Consider the following 17,051-nt stretch of genomic DNA (forward strand, 5'->3'; position numbering starts at 1 on the left):
GATTAATACGCTTAGTTTACCAAGTTTACTTGTACGGTTTCTTCAGCATAGCTCAATCTGACAAATGTGTCTTTTGGTTAATAGTATTGTGTCATAACCAAAAGACACAGACAGTACTTATGAGTAGTTGGTAAAGTAGAAATCATAATGGCGAGACAGTAACCATTGCTAAGCGATGTTTTAACTGCTGGAGATATCCTATGAAAAAGGCAACCTACTTATTATTAAGTGGTTCATTATTAACCTCAGGAGCAGCTATGGCGACCGAAGAGCCGAATTATACAGTGTTGTCGCAAATGGATGACTTTGAGCTGCGTCGTTACGATAAGCAGCTAGTAGCGCAAACGTTGGTAAGTGGTGACCAAGACTCCGCCAGTCGCGAAGGGTTTAAAGTGTTAGCCGACTATATATTTGGCAATAATACAGCGCCAGCTGGCGGCAGTAGTAAAATTAGCATGACTGCGCCCGTTACAATGCAGCCCAATAACAAAAAGAGTGATAGCGAATCACAAAAAATTGCGATGACAGCACCAGTAAGCATGCAGCAAGACGACGGTAAATGGCGTGTACAATTTACTATGCCCAGTCAATATACGATGCAAACACTACCAAAGCCCAATAATCCAAACATCACGATTACCGAGGTGCTAGCACAGACGTACGGTGTGATTAAGTTTTCAGGGTTGGCAGGCAGTAAAAAAGTAGCGACTAAAACGGAAGAGCTACAATCTTGGATGCAAACCCAAAATTTGACTATAACGGGCGAGCCTGAACTGGCACGTTATAATCCGCCTTGGACGCTGCCTTTTTTGCGCCGTAATGAAGTGATGATTGCTTACAAGCCAAAGTAATACTAGGCTCAAAGTATAAGATGAGCGTTGTCACATTTGCTGAGCTTATTATAAGTAGTGTTTGCATCTGTTTGCAGTGCTATTCAAATTTTTGGAAATGATATGCTCATAAAAAAAGACAGCATTTGCTGTCTTTTTTGTACTGACTTTTTAAGAAAATAAGCTTAGTCTTTTTGCTCACGGATGATATTAAGCATACGACGTAGCGGCTCGGCTGCGCCCCATAATAGTTGATCACCAACGGTAAATGCGCCTAGATACTCAGGGCCCATATTGAGCTTACGCAAGCGACCTAGTGCAACTGTCAATGTACCAGTCACGGCTACTGGCGTTAAGCGGTTCATGGTCGCTTCTTTGTCGTCTTCGACCAAGTCTAACCACTCATTGCCGCTGTTTTTAAGTGCTGCTTCGATTTCTTCTAGCGGAATGTCTTTTTTGAGCTTGATGGTAAGGCCTTGCGCATGACAGCGCATCGCGCCAACGCGCACACACATGCCATCGATAGCAATCTTATCAGCTTCTGCGTTACCAAGGATTTTATTGGTTTCGACGCCGCCTTTCCATTCTTCCTTGGATTGCTTGTTTTCTAACTGAACATCGATATAAGGAATCAAGCTACCTGCTAGTGGCACACCAAAGTACTGTTTAGGAAAATCATCTGAGCGCTGAGTCTGAGCGATTTTTTTATCAATCTCAAGGATGGCGCTGGCAGGATCAGCCAATTCGTCTTTGACCGCATCGTGTAGCACGCCCATGCCAGCGATTAATTCGCGCATGTTGTTAGCACCAGAACCACTAGCAGCCTGATAAGTCATGGCGCTGACCCATTCTACCCAGCCTTTATTAAACAGCTCGCCAATCGCCATGAGCATCAATGACACGGTACAGTTACCACCGATAAAGTCTTTTTTGCCATTGGCTAGGGCGCTGTCAATAACGGCGCGATTGACTGGATCGAGAATGATGATGCTGTCATCTTCCATTCGCAAGGTGCTTGCCGCATCAATCCAGTAGCCATTCCAGCCACTATCACGTAGCGGTTGATGGACTTGCGAGGTATAGTCGCCGCCTTGGCAGGTAATGATGACATCACAAGCTGCTAGCGCGTCAATATCATGAGCATCTTTTAATTGGCCGGTATGAATACCATCAAGGCTTGGGGCATCACCACCTGCGTTGCTGGTTGAGAAAAACACGGGTGTAATACCGTCAAAGTCTTTTTCCTCAGTCATACGTTGTATTAATACTGAACCGACCATGCCGCGCCAGCCTACCAAGCCTACTGTTAAATTACTCATGAAACTCAATCCTTTTTACCATAAATTGTTGCATTGCCAGCCGATAACAATGCCGTGAATAGCCATAAAAAGCAAGGCGTTTCGGCCGTTTTTAGTGGTTTTTCATACACTATTAATGATGTTCAGTATAACTTTAAGTTATTAACCTAATGGCGATAGTGGCAATGCCTTACTCGCCACAAGTAGATAGCCCTAAAAATAAAATTTGTCCGTAGTACTCGTTATGGTGGGCGAATTAAAAGTGTAATGTTTTATAGCGGTTAACGAATAATCCATGCTCATTAGTAGGCGATAACCTTCTGAAATGCTAAAGTAAACAGCTAACGTCAGTTCAGTTAAAATCATGGCGATATTCATCATTTAATAGACGGCTAATACATACTATGGATCTCTCACTATTATATTACAGCATACAGTGGCTAGCAGGGTTCATCGCATTTGTGACGATTTGGGGCTGGATACCACTGGATAATTGGTGGGTGCGCGGTGTTGAATTTCCGCGTATTCAGATCATGGTGTTGGGTGTCATCGCTTGGATTGGTATGCTGATTTTTTGGTCAGAGTGGCAGCTGGGACAGTGGCTGTTATTTACCGTCTTAAGCATTACATTAGCCTTTCAGCTTAGGATGGTATTGCCTTATACCAAGCTATGGAAAAAAGAAGTTCAAAAGGCAAAAGACAAGCCAGAAGGGCAGGCGCATCAACTAAAAATAATGGTATCAAACGTACTAACGCCCAATGATGACACCCAAAAATTGGTGGATTTGGTCAAGCAAAGACAGCCTGATATTTTAATTACGCTAGAGAGTGATGAAAAATGGGAAAAAGCGCTGCATCAAATCGAGGCTGATTATCCTTACACCGTAAAAGTGCCACTAGACAATCTGTATGGGATGCATCTTTATTCTAAGCTTGAGTTGATTGATCCTGAAGTTAAGTACTTGATGATTGATGACATACCTTCTATTCATGCCCAACTGCGCCTGCAAAGTGGTCGCGTGATTTGGTTGTATTGCTTGCATCCCATGCCGCCGAGTCCGACGGAAGCGGATAAGTCTACTACCCGCGATGCTGAGCTATTGATGGTTGGCAAGCACATCAAAGAAAACAAGCAAACGGCGATATTGGCAGGCGACCTCAATGATGTAGCATGGTCAAAGACCACGCGACGCTTTCAACGTATCTCAGGATTGTTGGATCCGCGTATTGGTCGACATTTTATCAATACGTTTCATGTCAGCTATCCATTTTTACGTTGGGCGCTGGATCATATTTTCCATAGTGCTTGCTTTACGGTGGTAGATATTCGGCGTATGCCGTCGATAGGTTCGGATCACTTTCCTGTTATGACGACTTTACAATATGAACCAGAAGAGGAGAGCAATCAAGCGCAAAATGCCCCTACTGCAGAAGCGGAAGATATAAAAGAGACTGATAATAAAATAGTAGAAGGTAAAAAAGAAGGTGAAAAAGTCTCAAAGGAACATGCAGAAGAGCAGAGAAGTTAGGGTTGATAGCCTGCCATTACTATAGCCATCGTATGATGCAATGTTAAAAGAGGCTGTAAGCATATGCTTACGTTAAATAAGGTCTTTAGCCTCTAGTCGCATTAAACTGATTACCCTACAATACCTGCATCAACACAAGGATACGCATGGATGCAGTGTTGAGACAGTATCAATAAAAGCACAGGTCAGCCCGCTGTCTTATAGGATACTGTTTATGACTTAGGATGAGTCAGCATGGAAGAAATAATAACAACAATATGAAGCGCCATAGCCCCGAACCAATCGCCCTAGGTTCGGGGCTTTTCTTTGTGTGCGTAATGCTTATAATAACTTTATTCGATATTCTTGCGTTTGGACATGCTGCAATATATTTGAGATGACCTTCTGATTATTTTTAGCGCATAAATGAACGTTAATAAAAAAAGGGTACATGCATTAGCATATACCCTTTTTGACAAAGCATTATTAGATTTGACTTATCGATGCCTATATCAGTTAGCCAAGTACTTGGATGTAAGCACCTGCGCGTAGCTCTTGTAGCCAGTCTTCTTTGGCTTGTGGTGCTAAGCGCTGATAAAGCGCTTGACGTGCCATGTTGCGACGATATTGATCGCTAACATCTTGTTGGCGTTTGCCTTCTATTTTCAATATATGCCAGCCAAACTGGGTTTTGAAAGGAGCAGAATAGTCGCCAACCGCTGTGTTTTTCATCATGGCTTCGAATGGACCAATCATGTCTTCTTCGCTCACCCAATCAAGATCGCCACCGCGCCCAGCTGAACCGGGATCATCTGAATAGGTCGATGCTAAACCAGCAAAATCAGCGCCGCTGCGTAGCTGTTCATACAAATCATTAATCTTTTGCTCAGCAAGCGCATCTGTCTGTAGCTCATCAACTTTTACCAATATGTGACGAGTACGCCACTGCGGTATCAGCATAGTGTCGCTGGCTTTTTTGTCAGCAAGTTTGATGATATCGATACCTTCAGGTGTTATTAATGGTGCGCTGACCGCACCAACCTCAAGTTTGGTAATTTCACTTGATAGCTCTGTAGGTAGAGACGCGGCTTTATGAAAGCCCATATCGCCACCTTGTAGCGGAATAGGATAGTTGCCTTGGCTAGCAGCGACCGCTTCAGCGACATCAACGTTTGGTGCAAGCAGGCGAGTACGCAGAGCTTCTGCTACCTTTAACGCCTCATTGCGTTGGGCTTCTGAGAGTCGGCTGTAGTCATCCATGTAGGGCACTCGTACATGAATCGTTTGATACTCACTCTGGTTTAAACGCTTGGCTTCAGGCGAGGCCAAAAATGCATCAATATCCTGTTCGCTAATGCGCACGCGGTTACCGATTTGGCGCTGTTGCAAGGCTTGAATGGCTGCGTCTTCGATTAATTGCGCACGTAGCGCCGCATAGCTACCAGGTTTTGCTGCGTCCAAACGCTGTTGCAAAGCTGAGATGCTCGTCAGCCCTTCTGCTTGAGCGATTTGACTAAGGCGTTGATTGATAGCCGCTTCATCAGGGTTTAAACCGACGCGCTTGACCATGGACAGTTGTAACTCACGCAATATGAGCGCATTTAACACCTCAGACTGTAGCTGTGCTGAGTTTGCTATTGGTTCACCAGCCGCTTGTGCACGTGCTTGTGCTTGGGTGATAGCATCGATCAAATCGCTCTTTAAGATAGCATTTTCATTGACTAAAGCAATAATACCGTCGGTGCTATTGGCTGGCGTCAAACGATTGACGTTATTCTGCGTGGTCACGGCATTTGCTTGAGGCGCTTGTGCTTTTGCAGGTTTAACGGTGGCAGCTTGGGCGCTCAATGTAAGCGCAAGGCTAGCACTCATAGATAGCAATACAGCACGGCTGGTTTGACGTAAAGAAAAAAATCTCATGATGCTCCTCATCAATGTCATCGCATCGGATGGTAGTTGGTCAACACTATTTAATACTTTTAACAGTCAAATATTAGACAGGGTTGACCATAATAGGGTTACAAACTGGGTTATGAAATATATAGTAAAAATATTTATACAAGCACGGTCTTAATCTTTCCAAGCAGTCTGGACAGGTTCAAAGCCCAAGATTTTATCAGAGAGTAAGCGAGTCAGGCGGCTGCTACCACTACCCAAACCATTCAATCTAATCTCTGCCATAATGGCTTGCGTTGGTTTGTCTTTGACATTTAAGTCATTGTAGTAACGACGACCATAAACTGCAAAACCAAAGCAGCAATCTTCGTAATCAACGCCGACCAACGAATCAAGAACTTTATCACGATTGTAATCGTATTGACCTTGAGCCAAGATTCGCCAGCTGTTATTGATTGGAAAGACAGCCGATGCGGTAAAAGCAGAGAGTGGCAGCTGATCGGTGTTTTCATCACGTTGACGTTTGACAAATCCAACATTAAACAAGCTGTTGTCAGACGGCTGATAACGCAGCTCAGTCGTAATATAATTTAAATCATAATCATTGGTCAGTGCGCCACTAACATCAACCCAAAAGTTGTTGTAAGGTTGCGTGCTGGTATCCCAAACCATCCCTGAAGATGAAGAGGTGAAGACAGGTTGCTGATCATCAAGCGTAACACGTCCATTATCGATATAAAACTGCTCTGCAATGCTACCATCAAAACGTGTCACACCCGTTGCGTCGATGTAACGATAATTGATACCAGGAGTAATCGAATGCAAATCTTGCAAGCGATCATGTCCTAAAAACCAACTGTCAGAGAACAGCTGTTCATAGTTAATAGAGGCAATACGCGTATTAAAGTTCGGAATATCGTTTTGGTCTTCATATGGCGAGTAGGTGTATTTCAATCGCGGGCTCAGCAAGCGATAGCCACCCATGGTATCGTCGAATGCGCCAAAAGGCGAGCCTGCTTGATAGAAATTTAGACCTGCATCAATACTGGCTTGCGGTACAAATACCGACTGGCTACCGTCTTTATCACTCAACTGGTTGTCGGCTAAGCTATCCTCATCATAAGAGGTATAGAGATGTTGCAAGCTCAGTTTGGGCTTGATATAACCCCAAGATTTTTCCATTGGATAAACGGCGCTGAGTTTATTATAAATTCGCCCGCCACTTTTTTCATTCTCAGAGCCATCGTCGATGGATTTTTTGAAATAAGCGGAATCGTGTACACCAGTGATATCGAAGCTCTTCGCCCAAGGCAGTCGATAATCGAGTTTGAGCTGCGGCAATCTTGAGTAAGGCTTATCTTTGTCTTCTAAGGGTTTGCCATTACTGGTAAAAGCGTCTAGAGTTTGAAAGGTTTCTACCTTCAATTCACCATCAACATAGTCATTATAATAATTGACACGTGCACGGCGTGGTAAGTTTATGGTGCTGTCTGATAGACCCAGCGTGTCAAAATCATTGAGGTAGTCTGAATCTGACACATAGCTGTATTTTGCATCACCGCTTAAGCGTGGAATGCTCTTAGATGACCAATAATGATCATAAAAGAAGCTAGAGCGGTCTTCGTCATTGTACTCTTTGTCATTAGGTAAATATGAACCATTAAAAATACCTTCGCCATAACTTTCGGTCAGATAGCGAAACTCGCCTGACACCATAGGATTGCGATCGGTATAAATATGGGTATTGAGCGTGGCATCATAATTGGGTGCCAAATTGAAATAGTAGGGTATATCAACCTCAAGACCGCTTTCACTACTGATACTGGCATTCGGCAATAAAAAACCACTGGTGCGACGATTATCAATCGGGAAGTTGAAGTAAGGCAAATAGAACACAGGCACGTCAGCGATACGGAAAGTAGTATTATAAGCTTCGCCGCGACCTGTATCGGTATCTAAATCAATGCTTTTGGCATCAAACTGCCATTTACGATTGGTTGGTGGACAGGTACTAAACATGACATCATCTAGCTCATATTGACTGTCATTCGGTCTGTTCAAGCGCTTGGCATAACCATGAGCTTGCAGTTCTACACTAGCAAAAGCCACATCATTGGCTGTTGACTGTCCAGTTTCAGTATTATAATTTAAACTATCGGCGACCCCAATAAGCCCGCCTTTTGATGCTTTTTCAGTGAAATTGGCTTGGGGGTTATTCGATGAGCGATTTGGCGCATTGCTATCTAGTGCGTTGCTAGGTGATACTTGCTGACCTGTCGCTTGGTCAGTAAACATGACTTTACCTTGAGCGGCGGCTACGCCATTGCTCAAATCTAACAAGACTTTTTCTGCTTCTATCTGCTGGGTACCCTGATTGATGATGACATTGCCTGACAGCTCTGCATAGTCGACATTGTCGTAATAACCATAATCTGATTCTGAAAACAGCGGCGCTTGATTATTCGGAAGATCATTTAAGTTCGGCGCAGGCTGCCCATTGGTTGCTCCCGCCTCATTGACCGCGCGTTGATAGTTGGGGTTGCTCTTTGGGTAAACCCATTGACCTTCGCAGCGTTGGGCGCTATCTACGGCATTCGGTAATAACTGTAAGTTTTTACCCACTTTTGGAATGGTTTGCGGGGTAGGTGTTAGCTCGTTTTGAATGACATTTTGGTTCGCATAATCACTATTGTTTAACGTTGAGGCATCTGTATCAGGTGTCAGCTCATAAAACTCTGCTAAACGCAGCAGACTATCTTGAATACTTTCATCACTCACATCAACTTTACCAGTCTTCTGTGCGGCTTTAGGTGCAGTGGTTTCAGCAAGCTGGGCAGTGCTATTGTTTTGAGTGGTCGAAATCGTATCTGCTGCTGGTATAAAACCTTGATCATCACTCTCGTTAATGGCGGTAATTTCTAGAGGGCGGTTGTCTAAGGCGCTTTCATTAATAGCATTCTCATTAGAGATGCTGTCGTTGAAGGCGCTTTCATTAAAAGTATTGTCAAAACTACGGTCTGAAGTATTGTTATCAGTATCAGCCTTTTGAGACGTATTACGCTGAAAGTCAGTCTTTTGATTATTGCTATTTTGATAGCGGATATCATTATAGTCGCTGTCTTTTTGGACGCTACTGCGATTGGCATCAGGTGTAACATCAGAGATATAGCGGGTGCTACTGTCAGTGATTAGCGACTCAGTTTGCTGTGTGTCAGCATTGCTGGGCGCAGCACTAACGGTTAGGCTGGACAAGCCTAAGGCACCAAATAAGATCAAACGGATGCTTTGGTAAAGCGGAGAATATAACAAGGGCACACCTATGATTGCAGAGCCTATTGAATTGCGATACTGAATTTAGTAACCATATTATTAATCATGTATGGCGGTTAATAAACGACTAAAAAATCACTGATTGATAATGCTATCTTAAGAATTTGGCTGTTTTACATATAATGACGACTAATCATAGTCAAAAAAAACCAAATCAGCTACACTATTTACCAAAATTTATAATATAGCCAAGCTGTTTTTTGAATGGTTGCTGAGGTTATGCTCAGCGCTAGATGTCGAATGATATCCCAATACGCCTGCTACCGCAGTTTTTTTGGCTCAAGACGTTGCTATTTTAACAAGGTTTTGCCTGACTTATCACTACTTTAATTGTTTATGACTTATATTTAACCTGCGATGCCCATTATGACTGATAAAATACTTTTAGAGCCTAATATGATCGATACCAAACTCAATAGCCGTCTACAACAATTAGAGAGCTGGTTACAGCAAGTATTTGCTGGTCAAACGTTCCAACTCGATAGTCTACCCGGTGACGCAAGTGCTCGCCAATACCATAGAATCCAACTGTCAGACAGTAATGACACGACAGTCGCACATTATATTGTCATGGATTCAGCGGACGAACAAGACGCCATGCGCCAGTTTATCAATGTGACTAAGCTGATGGTACCGGCGATCAATGTACCGACGCTCATTGCGCAAGACGTGACGAAAGGGTTTTTGGTGTTACAGGATTTTGGTGCGATAGAGTTCGCCCATCTGCTCGTTGATGCGACGCCTGCGCAGATAGATGAGCATTATCAGTTGGCAATGCAGACGTTGGTCGCGCTACAGACCGTGCCAGTTGAAACAGCAAAGTCGCAACATCAATTGCCAGATTATGATACCGAGTTATTAGATCGTGAGATGGATTTATTTAGCGATTGGTTTATACCTTATATCGGTGTCGAGTTTGATAAAGCATTATGGAATACTTTAAAAGAAGCCTTAATAAAAGAGATTTTGCAGCAACCACAAGTCATCGTCCATCGTGATTATCACAGTCGCAATTTGATGCAAGACCAAGCGGATCGCTCGCGCTTAGGCGTGATTGACTTTCAAGACGCCGTCATCGGCTCTTATACTTATGATTTGGTGTCATTGCTGCGAGATGCTTATGTAGAATGGCCAGAGAGCCAAGTCTCTGCATGGATTAATAATTTTTGGCAGTTGCAAAAGCAGGCAGGCTTGACTACGGCAGATAGCATAGAGCAGCTCGAAAACGATATGAATGTCATGGGTGTACAGCGACATTTAAAAGTGTTGGGAATTTTTATTCGCTTGTCTGAGCGAGATGGCAAAGACCGCTATTTGGCGGATATTCCTAAGGTGATGCGTGATTTAATGTTCGAGTTAGAATGGTTAGAGGCGCACGGTAGACCGCATATGCAACGAGCAGTAGCGCCGTTTAATGAGAGTCTCAGGGATAATATACTGCCAGCTTATCAAAATAAGTTCGTACAGCAATATATTTAGAACGAACCACTTGCGAGCTTCATTTGACGCGAATGCTCATCTGATAAGTTACGTTAAAACATTAGCAAGTTTTAATCTGAATGTATAATCCAATAAAATAAAAAAAGGAGCGCACATGTCTGAGATTGACCGAGCAATGATTACCCAAGCAATGATTTTGGCTGCTGGTAAGGGCACGCGTCTGAGTCCATTGACACTTGATACACCCAAGCCTCTGGTCGAGGTGGGTGGGCAACCGCTTATCGTCTGGCACATTAAAGCGCTACAAGCAGCTGGTATCACTGATATCACCATTAATGCGTCATGGCTGGCTGATAAGCTGATGGATACACTGGGTGATGGCAGTCAATACGGTGTTAAATTACATTGGTCAGTAGAGGATGATGAGCCTCTAGAGACCGCAGGTGGTATTTTTCAAGCGTTACAAACTGGCAAGCTGCGCGATGAGCCATTTATCTTAGTGAACTCAGATGTATGGACGACTTATGATTTTGCGCAGTTGCGAGATTATAAGCTTGGCGCAGATCAGCGCGCACATCTGTTATTGATTGACAATCCAGAGCATAATAACGGCGGTGATTTTGCGATTAATAATGGTTTAGCCAGCGAGCAGCCGATTGGTGATGCAGACAAATACACCTTTGCTGGCATTAGTGTGATGTCACCACGATTGGTCGATGGGTTGGTATCAGGTCAGTCAGCGGCGTTGGCACCATTGCTCAAGCAAGCGATGATAAAGTTCCAAATCACGGCTGAAATCATTTCTGATAATTGGATAGATGTGGGCACGCCTGAACGCTTGGCGCAGGTAAATGAATTTATCAAAAGTAACGGTGTTGATCACCATCAAGGCGCTTAGATTAAGATGCCTAATTCTTATTAATCTTATATAAGTAATCACATAAAAAAACAGCGTCGATGAATCGGCGCTGCTTTTTTATGTGATATAGCCATGGCTAAGTGGGCTGCAAATGATTGCTAGATGCCCATAGCCAACTTGATCAATTGAGCAATCGTAAAAATAACTGCAAACCCTGCTATATATAGCCCAATGAACCATGCCCATTGTGACTGTTTCTTACTGAGCTTCTTCATGCTCGCCTCCTACTACGTGTTAATACGCTTTAAAAAGTGTAGCCACTGCTCATATTTGCAGTAGCCACATTTTTATATCCTTTGTTTACCCTTAGTACATATGCTCATGTCCAGTTTTACCTTTAAAGGTGTAATAGGCAAAAGCGGTATAACTCAGGATAATCGGTAGCATTATGACGGCACCAACTAACATAAAGGATAGTGAGGTGTCAGCTGCGGCTGCCTCATAAATCGTCATCTGATACGGTACGATGTATGGGAACATTGCGAAACAAACCCCGATATAGCCCATCAAAAACAGTGCCACAGTCAACAAGAAAGGACGATATTCGCGCTCGCCACTTAAGTCTTTACGCATCAAGAAAAATAATAGTAAAACTATAATTGGCATTGGCGCTAGATATAATAGACCTGGGAAGCCAAACCAGCCTTCGAGGGCATTAATGTCTGAAAAATACATAAACGCTGTGACGACGATCATTGCCACTACCAAAGCAGACAGCATCCAGCCAGACACTTTGCGTGCCCAGACTTGTAGGGTATGCTCAGTTTTGATAATGAGCCATGTAGAGCCAAGTAAGGCGTAACCAATAATCATTGCAAAGCCGCAGACGATCGAGAAAGGTGTTAACCAATCAAATGGCCCACCAGTATAGAGACGGTTGCTTGCCTCAAGACCTTGTACAAGCGCTCCAAGCATAATACCTTGAGAGAATGTAGCAACGACTGAACCAACAAAAAAGAAAGTGTCCCATACGTGACGACGTGACGATGCTTTGAAGCGAAATTCAAATGCCACACCGCGCATTATTAGACCGAATAGCATAAAAGTAACAGGCAGATAAAGCCCCGTCATAATAATGCCATAAGCCACTGGGAAAGCAGCGAACAAGCCGCCGCCGCCCAATACTAGCCAAGTCTCGTTACCATCCCAAAACGGGGCAATAGAGTTCATGATGCGGCTACGGTTTTTATCTGAGCCAGCAAAGGGAAACAAAATGCCGCAGCCCAAATCAAAGCCATCAAGCAATACATAGATAAAGACGGATAGAGCGATCAGTCCGCCCCAAATTAAAGGTAAGTCTAATACATCACCGTAGTTAAACATTAGCGTAACCCTCCATCATCGACGTCGTTTGCAGGAGTATCTATATCTTCTTCAGTACTCTTAGCAGGATTGCTATCGCCACTGAGCGCACGACCTTGGCTTTCGGTCACTGAGTGCTCATAGAAATTATCATCAGCAGGATCTTCGTACGGTTTTGGCCCTTGAGCGATCAAGCGTAGAATATAAAAACTGCCTGCACCGAAAACAAATATATAGAGGACAATAAAACCAATCAACGTGGTTGCTACTTGCTGTGCTGCGAGCGGTGACATGCTTTCTGCGGTGCGTATCACACCATATACAGTCCATGGTTGACGTCCTGTCTCGGTCACAAACCAGCCCGCCAGTAATGCGATAAAGCCAAGTGGGGTCATCATCATCCAAGCACGGTGGAACCAAACACTTTCGGGATTATACTGCTGCTTTTTAAAGTATTTATAGAGACTAAATAAGCCGACCAGCACCATTAACATGCCAATACCAACCATGATGCGAAATGCCCAGAATACAATCATCACCGGTGGTTGGTCTTCAGGTGCCCAGTTTTTTAGACCTTTTACTTCCCCATCTAACGAATGGGTAAGAATCAAACCTGAAACATAGGGAATGCTTATTTCATATTTATTGGTTTGGTTTTCTTGGTCAGGAATAGCAAATAAGCGTAACGCTGCGCCGCGCTCATCCTCCCAAATACCTTCCATCGCTGCGACTTTGGCTGGCTGATGCTCTAAAGTGTTTAGACCATGCTCATCGCCAATCAATACTTGAGCGGGTGCGACAAATATCGCCATAATCATGGCCATACCTAGCATGACACGACCATGTTGACGGTGTTCGGTGTGTTTTTTGGACTGAATATAATAAGCACCAACCCCGCCAATGACAAAGGCAGTCGTCAAGAATGCCGCTGTCATCATATGAGCATAGCGGTAAGGGAATGAAGGGCTAAAGATGATCTCAAGCCAATTGGTAGGATATAACAGTCCATCTGCACCCATCATAAAGCCTTGTGGCGTCTGCATAAAGCTGTTGGCGGCTAAAATCCAAAAGCCTGAAATCAGTGTACCAATGGCGACAATGGCAGTGGAAGCGAAATGCATACGTTTGCTCACGCGCCCCCAACCAAATAGCATAATACCTAAAAAGGACGCTTCTAAGAAAAATGCGGTCAATACTTCGTAGGCGAGTAGTGGCCCCAAGACGTTACCGGCTTTGTCAGAAAATACCGCCCAGTTAGTACCGAACTGGTAGGACATTACTACACCAGATACCACGCCTAAGCCGAAAACAACGGCGAATATCTTGACCCAATGTTTATAAACTTCAGCATAAATTGGCTCGCCTGTTTTGAGCCAACGGAATTCAAGCACCGTTAACCAGCTGGCAAGTCCGATAGAAAAGGCGGGAAAGACAATATGAAACGAGATAACAAAAGCGAATTGGATACGCGCGAGCATCAGCGCATCGAGCTGGTCAATCATAAACGTAGCGAACATAAACGGTTACCCTTATCTGTTAGCTGAATAGCGCTGGCTTCCATAAAACGCTCAAGTAACTGCCCGCAATCGTCTATAGATTAAGGTAAAAAATAGTACGGGCAATGGCTCAGTGTTGATTAGCGAGCAATCTTAGGGATAGAGTGCGGCTAAGCTAACGACTGTTTAGCTGAATTAAGTAATTTATATCCCTATAAATTAATACATTACTGTCAGGTGCTGTCAATATATTATGCGCTTCCCTCGATGCACACGCAAGCTGCGCAACAGATTGGTCGCATACCTGATAGTCATTAAAAACTGCTGAGATAAACCCAGATATATCAGACTAATCGCTTGGGAAAACAAGGTGTTATCAAGTTCACCTTAATAACAGTAATGTTTTATTTGTGTCCTAATATAGGCACAAATATCCAACAGAGTACAAAGTTGCAAAGCCATCTGCTTTACTCTTAATTTTAAAGTGCAAAGACCAGTGCAGTGCTATATGACATAAGCAATCATTATTCCTGCAATTGTTTATGTAAAATCTGGCGCAATGTCAAAATAGTTTGCGGGTTAGTTTGAATGCTATGACCACCGCTGATAATCGTCTCAGAGGCCGCGCCATCAAGATGAGCGCTAGTATAAGGAACAATACCATCTGAGAGACGTTCAGTTAGCGCTTGGCTGATATCTTCATTGACGGTGACGGCTGCAACTAGCGGTTGGGCAGAGAGCTTTGAGCTATCAGACTGGCTACTGGTACCGACTGTCTCATCTTTGGTGTCTTCTTCTACTGCTTGCGACAAATCAACCTTTGCACCAGCTGGCTGCATTTGCGCCAGTCCTTTAGTAATATCGGCATCATTATTGGCAATGATAGAATGATAGGTCACACGATCATTGATGGTGATGTCTTTCGTCAGTTGTATAAAAGAGGATTTGTCGCTCAGCTGACTTGCGCCATTTTGTAAATATAACGCCCCCAAAGGATTTTGTGCCAAATCACCTTGTGTGGCAATAGTTGCCAAGTTGTCCGTGACAGTTTTTACCAAACCGACTGGCAAATAGACAATACGGCGCAGTGCCCGAGTGAACCAGCGATCTGCATAGTCAGTTCCGCGAAAAGGCGCTGATAAAAAGACAGCCGTATCTACTTGGGGTAAGGCTTTTAGCTCAAAGCGTTCTTTTAGCTGATCTTCACCAAATGATGCTTTAAGTGCGTCACGAATCTTACGTTTTTCACTGTCAGACAGCACATTTTGATCGTCTAATCGATCTAGGTCATCGACCAAGTTCTCATCAGATAGCATCATGCGGGCGATAATGGCACCCATGCTATGACTGATAATCACGCTGTTTTTGCTGGCGCGATTTTGTCCTTTAGGATCAGTTTGCTCGTAGGTGCTGTTGATTAACTGTTGTATTTGATAACGGTTTTCTAAAATGGGCAAATTGGTTGGATAGAATATCTGCCACACTTGATAGTTATCACGCAACTTATCGTCGTTGAGAATATCGTTGGTTAAATTGACCCAAGTGGCAGGGCTAGAAGCCAAACCATGCAGCATAATCAGGACACGCTTATTGGGATCATAAGGCTCAAGCATGAATAATTTGGGCAGTCTGGCCTCTGGCTGGCGAGTGATTAAATTGAGATAACCGACGCCATCTAGCTGGTTCTCAGACAGCCACAAGCCATAACCTGCAGAAAAGTTAGCCGCCAGTGGATAGTCACTATTAAGGATATTAACGCTTTCGCTTTGGTATGGGTTGTATAAATGAATATCGAGTTTGCGACTGCTTAGTACATCCAGTACGCTATCGCCGCTTGGTTCAATCAATCCTGTTAATAGCAAATGTCCAGTAGGGTATATACGCGAACTTGGCTTGCTCTCATCTGTGTCTCCATCTTTTTCATTGGTCAATCGACCTGACAATGATGACACTAATAATTGGCGAATCGTGGTGGTATAGCGGTCATCCAGTGAGGCCACCAAGCTGATACCTAAGCCTGGACGTTTGCTGATTGAGTTAAGCCCAGAGAGGCGTAATTCGTAAGTGGAAACCAAGTCTGCTAGTGCAGAGGTCTGCTTATGTGCATTTTGCAAATAGTTATTTTCATTAGGCAAATAAACACCAAGATCATAATCATCAATTTGTATTTTCATGACGTTGACTTGATCAGTAGGTTTACCTTTGAGCGGTGAATAATTGGCAATCGCGGCTTGGCTACTGTCATTAAGATTGCTAGCGGATATGGGTAAATAATCTACTTTGGTGCCGCCCATCAATTTATTTGAGCCGTTGGTTGATCTATAAAGCTGGGTTATCACATCATTACTGGCGGCATTATAGATGTCTTGGGTCTGAATATCGGTGTCATTTGGAATACGATTCTGTGCCTGAGAGGGGCTTTTGTCTTGATCTGAGCCCTCAAAATCATGCGTCAAACTGTCATAAAATAAATAGGTATAACTGGATTTGATAGCATCGAATAATCGCTCTTGATAACCTGTTAGACAGCGATTGGTGTTTTCTTGCTGGACTTTAGCTTCTGTATCTTCTAAAGGTGCGTTGGCATAATAAGGATCAAGTGGCGGGCGAGCCAGCGCATTGCGGCAGTCCTGAGAGGCAGAAAGCTGTCGCGCTTTTGCGTAGTGTAACTCTGCAAAAACTGCCAAAGCAGGACGGTAGTGTTCATTCAAAATACTGTCAGTAAGCTGAGTAAGGCATAAATCAAACTGCTGCATACAGGCTTGCTCATTGAGCCCTGCCGATAAGAGCGCTGATGCCGTATCACTGCTGAGTTTATTGGTGGTGACGATATTACCGCGCTGCGCAGTAATCGTCTTCGCTGACGCTTGCTTATTCACTGATACCGTACTGCACGCAGGTAGTAATGCTACCGCGGCTATCAAGGCGACTGATGTGATCGAAAATGGGGTTTTCTTAGCATGCGTCACCATATTTTTGATAGGGCTAGCGAAAGTCATAGGTGAGTCCAGTTAGTCGTAAAAGCATGATTG

General features: G+C 43.8%; 10 protein-coding genes. 4 read left to right on the forward strand and 6 right to left on the reverse strand.

The window, feature by feature from the left end:
* Nucleotides 1–200: 200 nt before the first annotated feature.
* The gene (locus I3252_RS04925; RefSeq protein ID WP_238034406.1) at nt 201–851 is read left to right on the forward strand and encodes a heme-binding protein; all 651 of its coding nucleotides are present in this window, start codon (nt 201–203) and stop codon (nt 849–851) included.
* A gap of 164 nt (nt 852–1,015) precedes the next feature.
* Here the strand turns inward: I3252_RS04925 and asd are convergent, their stop codons facing one another.
* Nucleotides 1,016–2,149 (reverse strand): aspartate-semialdehyde dehydrogenase, encoded by a 1,134-nt coding sequence (gene asd, locus I3252_RS04930; RefSeq protein WP_109590430.1) that lies wholly within the window; start codon nt 2,147–2,149, stop codon nt 1,016–1,018.
* Between the two features lie 383 nt (nt 2,150–2,532).
* Here asd and I3252_RS04935 point away from each other — a divergent pair, with 383 nt between their 5' ends.
* Nucleotides 2,533–3,657: an endonuclease/exonuclease/phosphatase family protein gene (locus I3252_RS04935; RefSeq protein ID WP_193009498.1), complete on the forward strand. Its 1,125-nt coding sequence runs from the start codon at nt 2,533–2,535 to the stop codon at nt 3,655–3,657.
* A gap of 495 nt (nt 3,658–4,152) precedes the next feature.
* Here the strand turns inward: I3252_RS04935 and I3252_RS04940 are convergent, their stop codons facing one another.
* A complete protein-coding gene (locus I3252_RS04940; protein WP_193009497.1) occupies nt 4,153–5,556 on the reverse strand; it encodes a peptidylprolyl isomerase in 1,404 nt (467 codons plus the stop codon).
* Between the two features lie 150 nt (nt 5,557–5,706).
* Nucleotides 5,707–8,841 carry an LPS assembly protein LptD gene (lptD, locus tag I3252_RS04945; RefSeq protein WP_238034407.1) on the reverse strand — a complete coding sequence of 1,045 codons (3,135 nt, stop codon included), beginning with the start codon at nt 8,839–8,841 and terminating at the stop codon, nt 5,707–5,709.
* A gap of 387 nt (nt 8,842–9,228) precedes the next feature.
* On the opposite strand from lptD, the gene I3252_RS04950 reads away from it, so the two are divergent.
* Together I3252_RS04950 and murU are read left to right on the forward strand one after the other, a co-directional pair.
* A complete protein-coding gene (locus I3252_RS04950) occupies nt 9,229–10,341 on the forward strand; it encodes a phosphotransferase (protein WP_238034408.1) in 1,113 nt (370 codons plus the stop codon).
* Between the two features lie 115 nt (nt 10,342–10,456).
* The gene (gene murU / locus I3252_RS04955; RefSeq protein WP_275949297.1) at nt 10,457–11,200 is read left to right on the forward strand and encodes an N-acetylmuramate alpha-1-phosphate uridylyltransferase MurU; all 744 of its coding nucleotides are present in this window, start codon (nt 10,457–10,459) and stop codon (nt 11,198–11,200) included.
* Between the two features lie 327 nt (nt 11,201–11,527).
* Here murU and cydB read toward each other — a convergent pair whose 3' ends face one another.
* From cydB to I3252_RS04970, 3 genes are all read right to left on the reverse strand, one after another.
* Nucleotides 11,528–12,544 carry a cytochrome d ubiquinol oxidase subunit II gene (cydB, locus tag I3252_RS04960; protein WP_045445007.1) on the reverse strand — a complete coding sequence of 339 codons (1,017 nt, stop codon included), beginning with the start codon at nt 12,542–12,544 and terminating at the stop codon, nt 11,528–11,530.
* Nucleotides 12,544–14,040: a cytochrome ubiquinol oxidase subunit I gene (locus tag I3252_RS04965; protein WP_060490698.1), complete on the reverse strand. Its 1,497-nt coding sequence runs from the start codon at nt 14,038–14,040 to the stop codon at nt 12,544–12,546. Before I3252_RS04965 ends, cydB begins: the two co-directional genes overlap by 1 nt.
* A 503-nt stretch (nt 14,041–14,543) precedes the next feature.
* On the reverse strand, nt 14,544–17,018 hold the full coding sequence (locus tag I3252_RS04970; protein ID WP_238034409.1) for an alpha/beta hydrolase: 2,475 nt from the start codon (nt 17,016–17,018) through the stop codon (nt 14,544–14,546).
* Between the last annotated feature and the right edge of the window lie 33 nt (nt 17,019–17,051).

The organism is Psychrobacter sp. Ps4, from assembly GCF_022129285.1.
GTDB lineage: Bacteria > Pseudomonadota > Gammaproteobacteria > Pseudomonadales > Moraxellaceae > Psychrobacter > Psychrobacter immobilis_A.

Excerpts from the sequence above, each read along its gene's own strand:
- I3252_RS04925 (WP_238034406.1), top strand. The coding sequence starts at position 201 with ATGAAAAAGGCAACCTACTTATTATTAAGTGGTTCATTATTAACCTCA.
- asd (WP_109590430.1), bottom strand. The coding sequence starts at position 2,149 with ATGAGTAATTTAACAGTAGGCTTGGTAGGCTGGCGCGGCATGGTCGGT.
- I3252_RS04935 (WP_193009498.1), top strand. The coding sequence starts at position 2,533 with ATGGATCTCTCACTATTATATTACAGCATACAGTGGCTAGCAGGGTTC.
- I3252_RS04940 (WP_193009497.1), bottom strand. The coding sequence starts at position 5,556 with ATGAGATTTTTTTCTTTACGTCAAACCAGCCGTGCTGTATTGCTATCT.
- I3252_RS04950 (WP_238034408.1), top strand. The coding sequence starts at position 9,229 with ATGACTGATAAAATACTTTTAGAGCCTAATATGATCGATACCAAACTC.
- murU (WP_275949297.1), top strand. The coding sequence starts at position 10,457 with ATGTCTGAGATTGACCGAGCAATGATTACCCAAGCAATGATTTTGGCT.
- cydB (WP_045445007.1), bottom strand. The coding sequence starts at position 12,544 with ATGTTTAACTACGGTGATGTATTAGACTTACCTTTAATTTGGGGCGGA.
- I3252_RS04965 (WP_060490698.1), bottom strand. The coding sequence starts at position 14,040 with ATGTTCGCTACGTTTATGATTGACCAGCTCGATGCGCTGATGCTCGCG.
- I3252_RS04970 (WP_238034409.1), bottom strand. The coding sequence starts at position 17,018 with ATGACTTTCGCTAGCCCTATCAAAAATATGGTGACGCATGCTAAGAAA.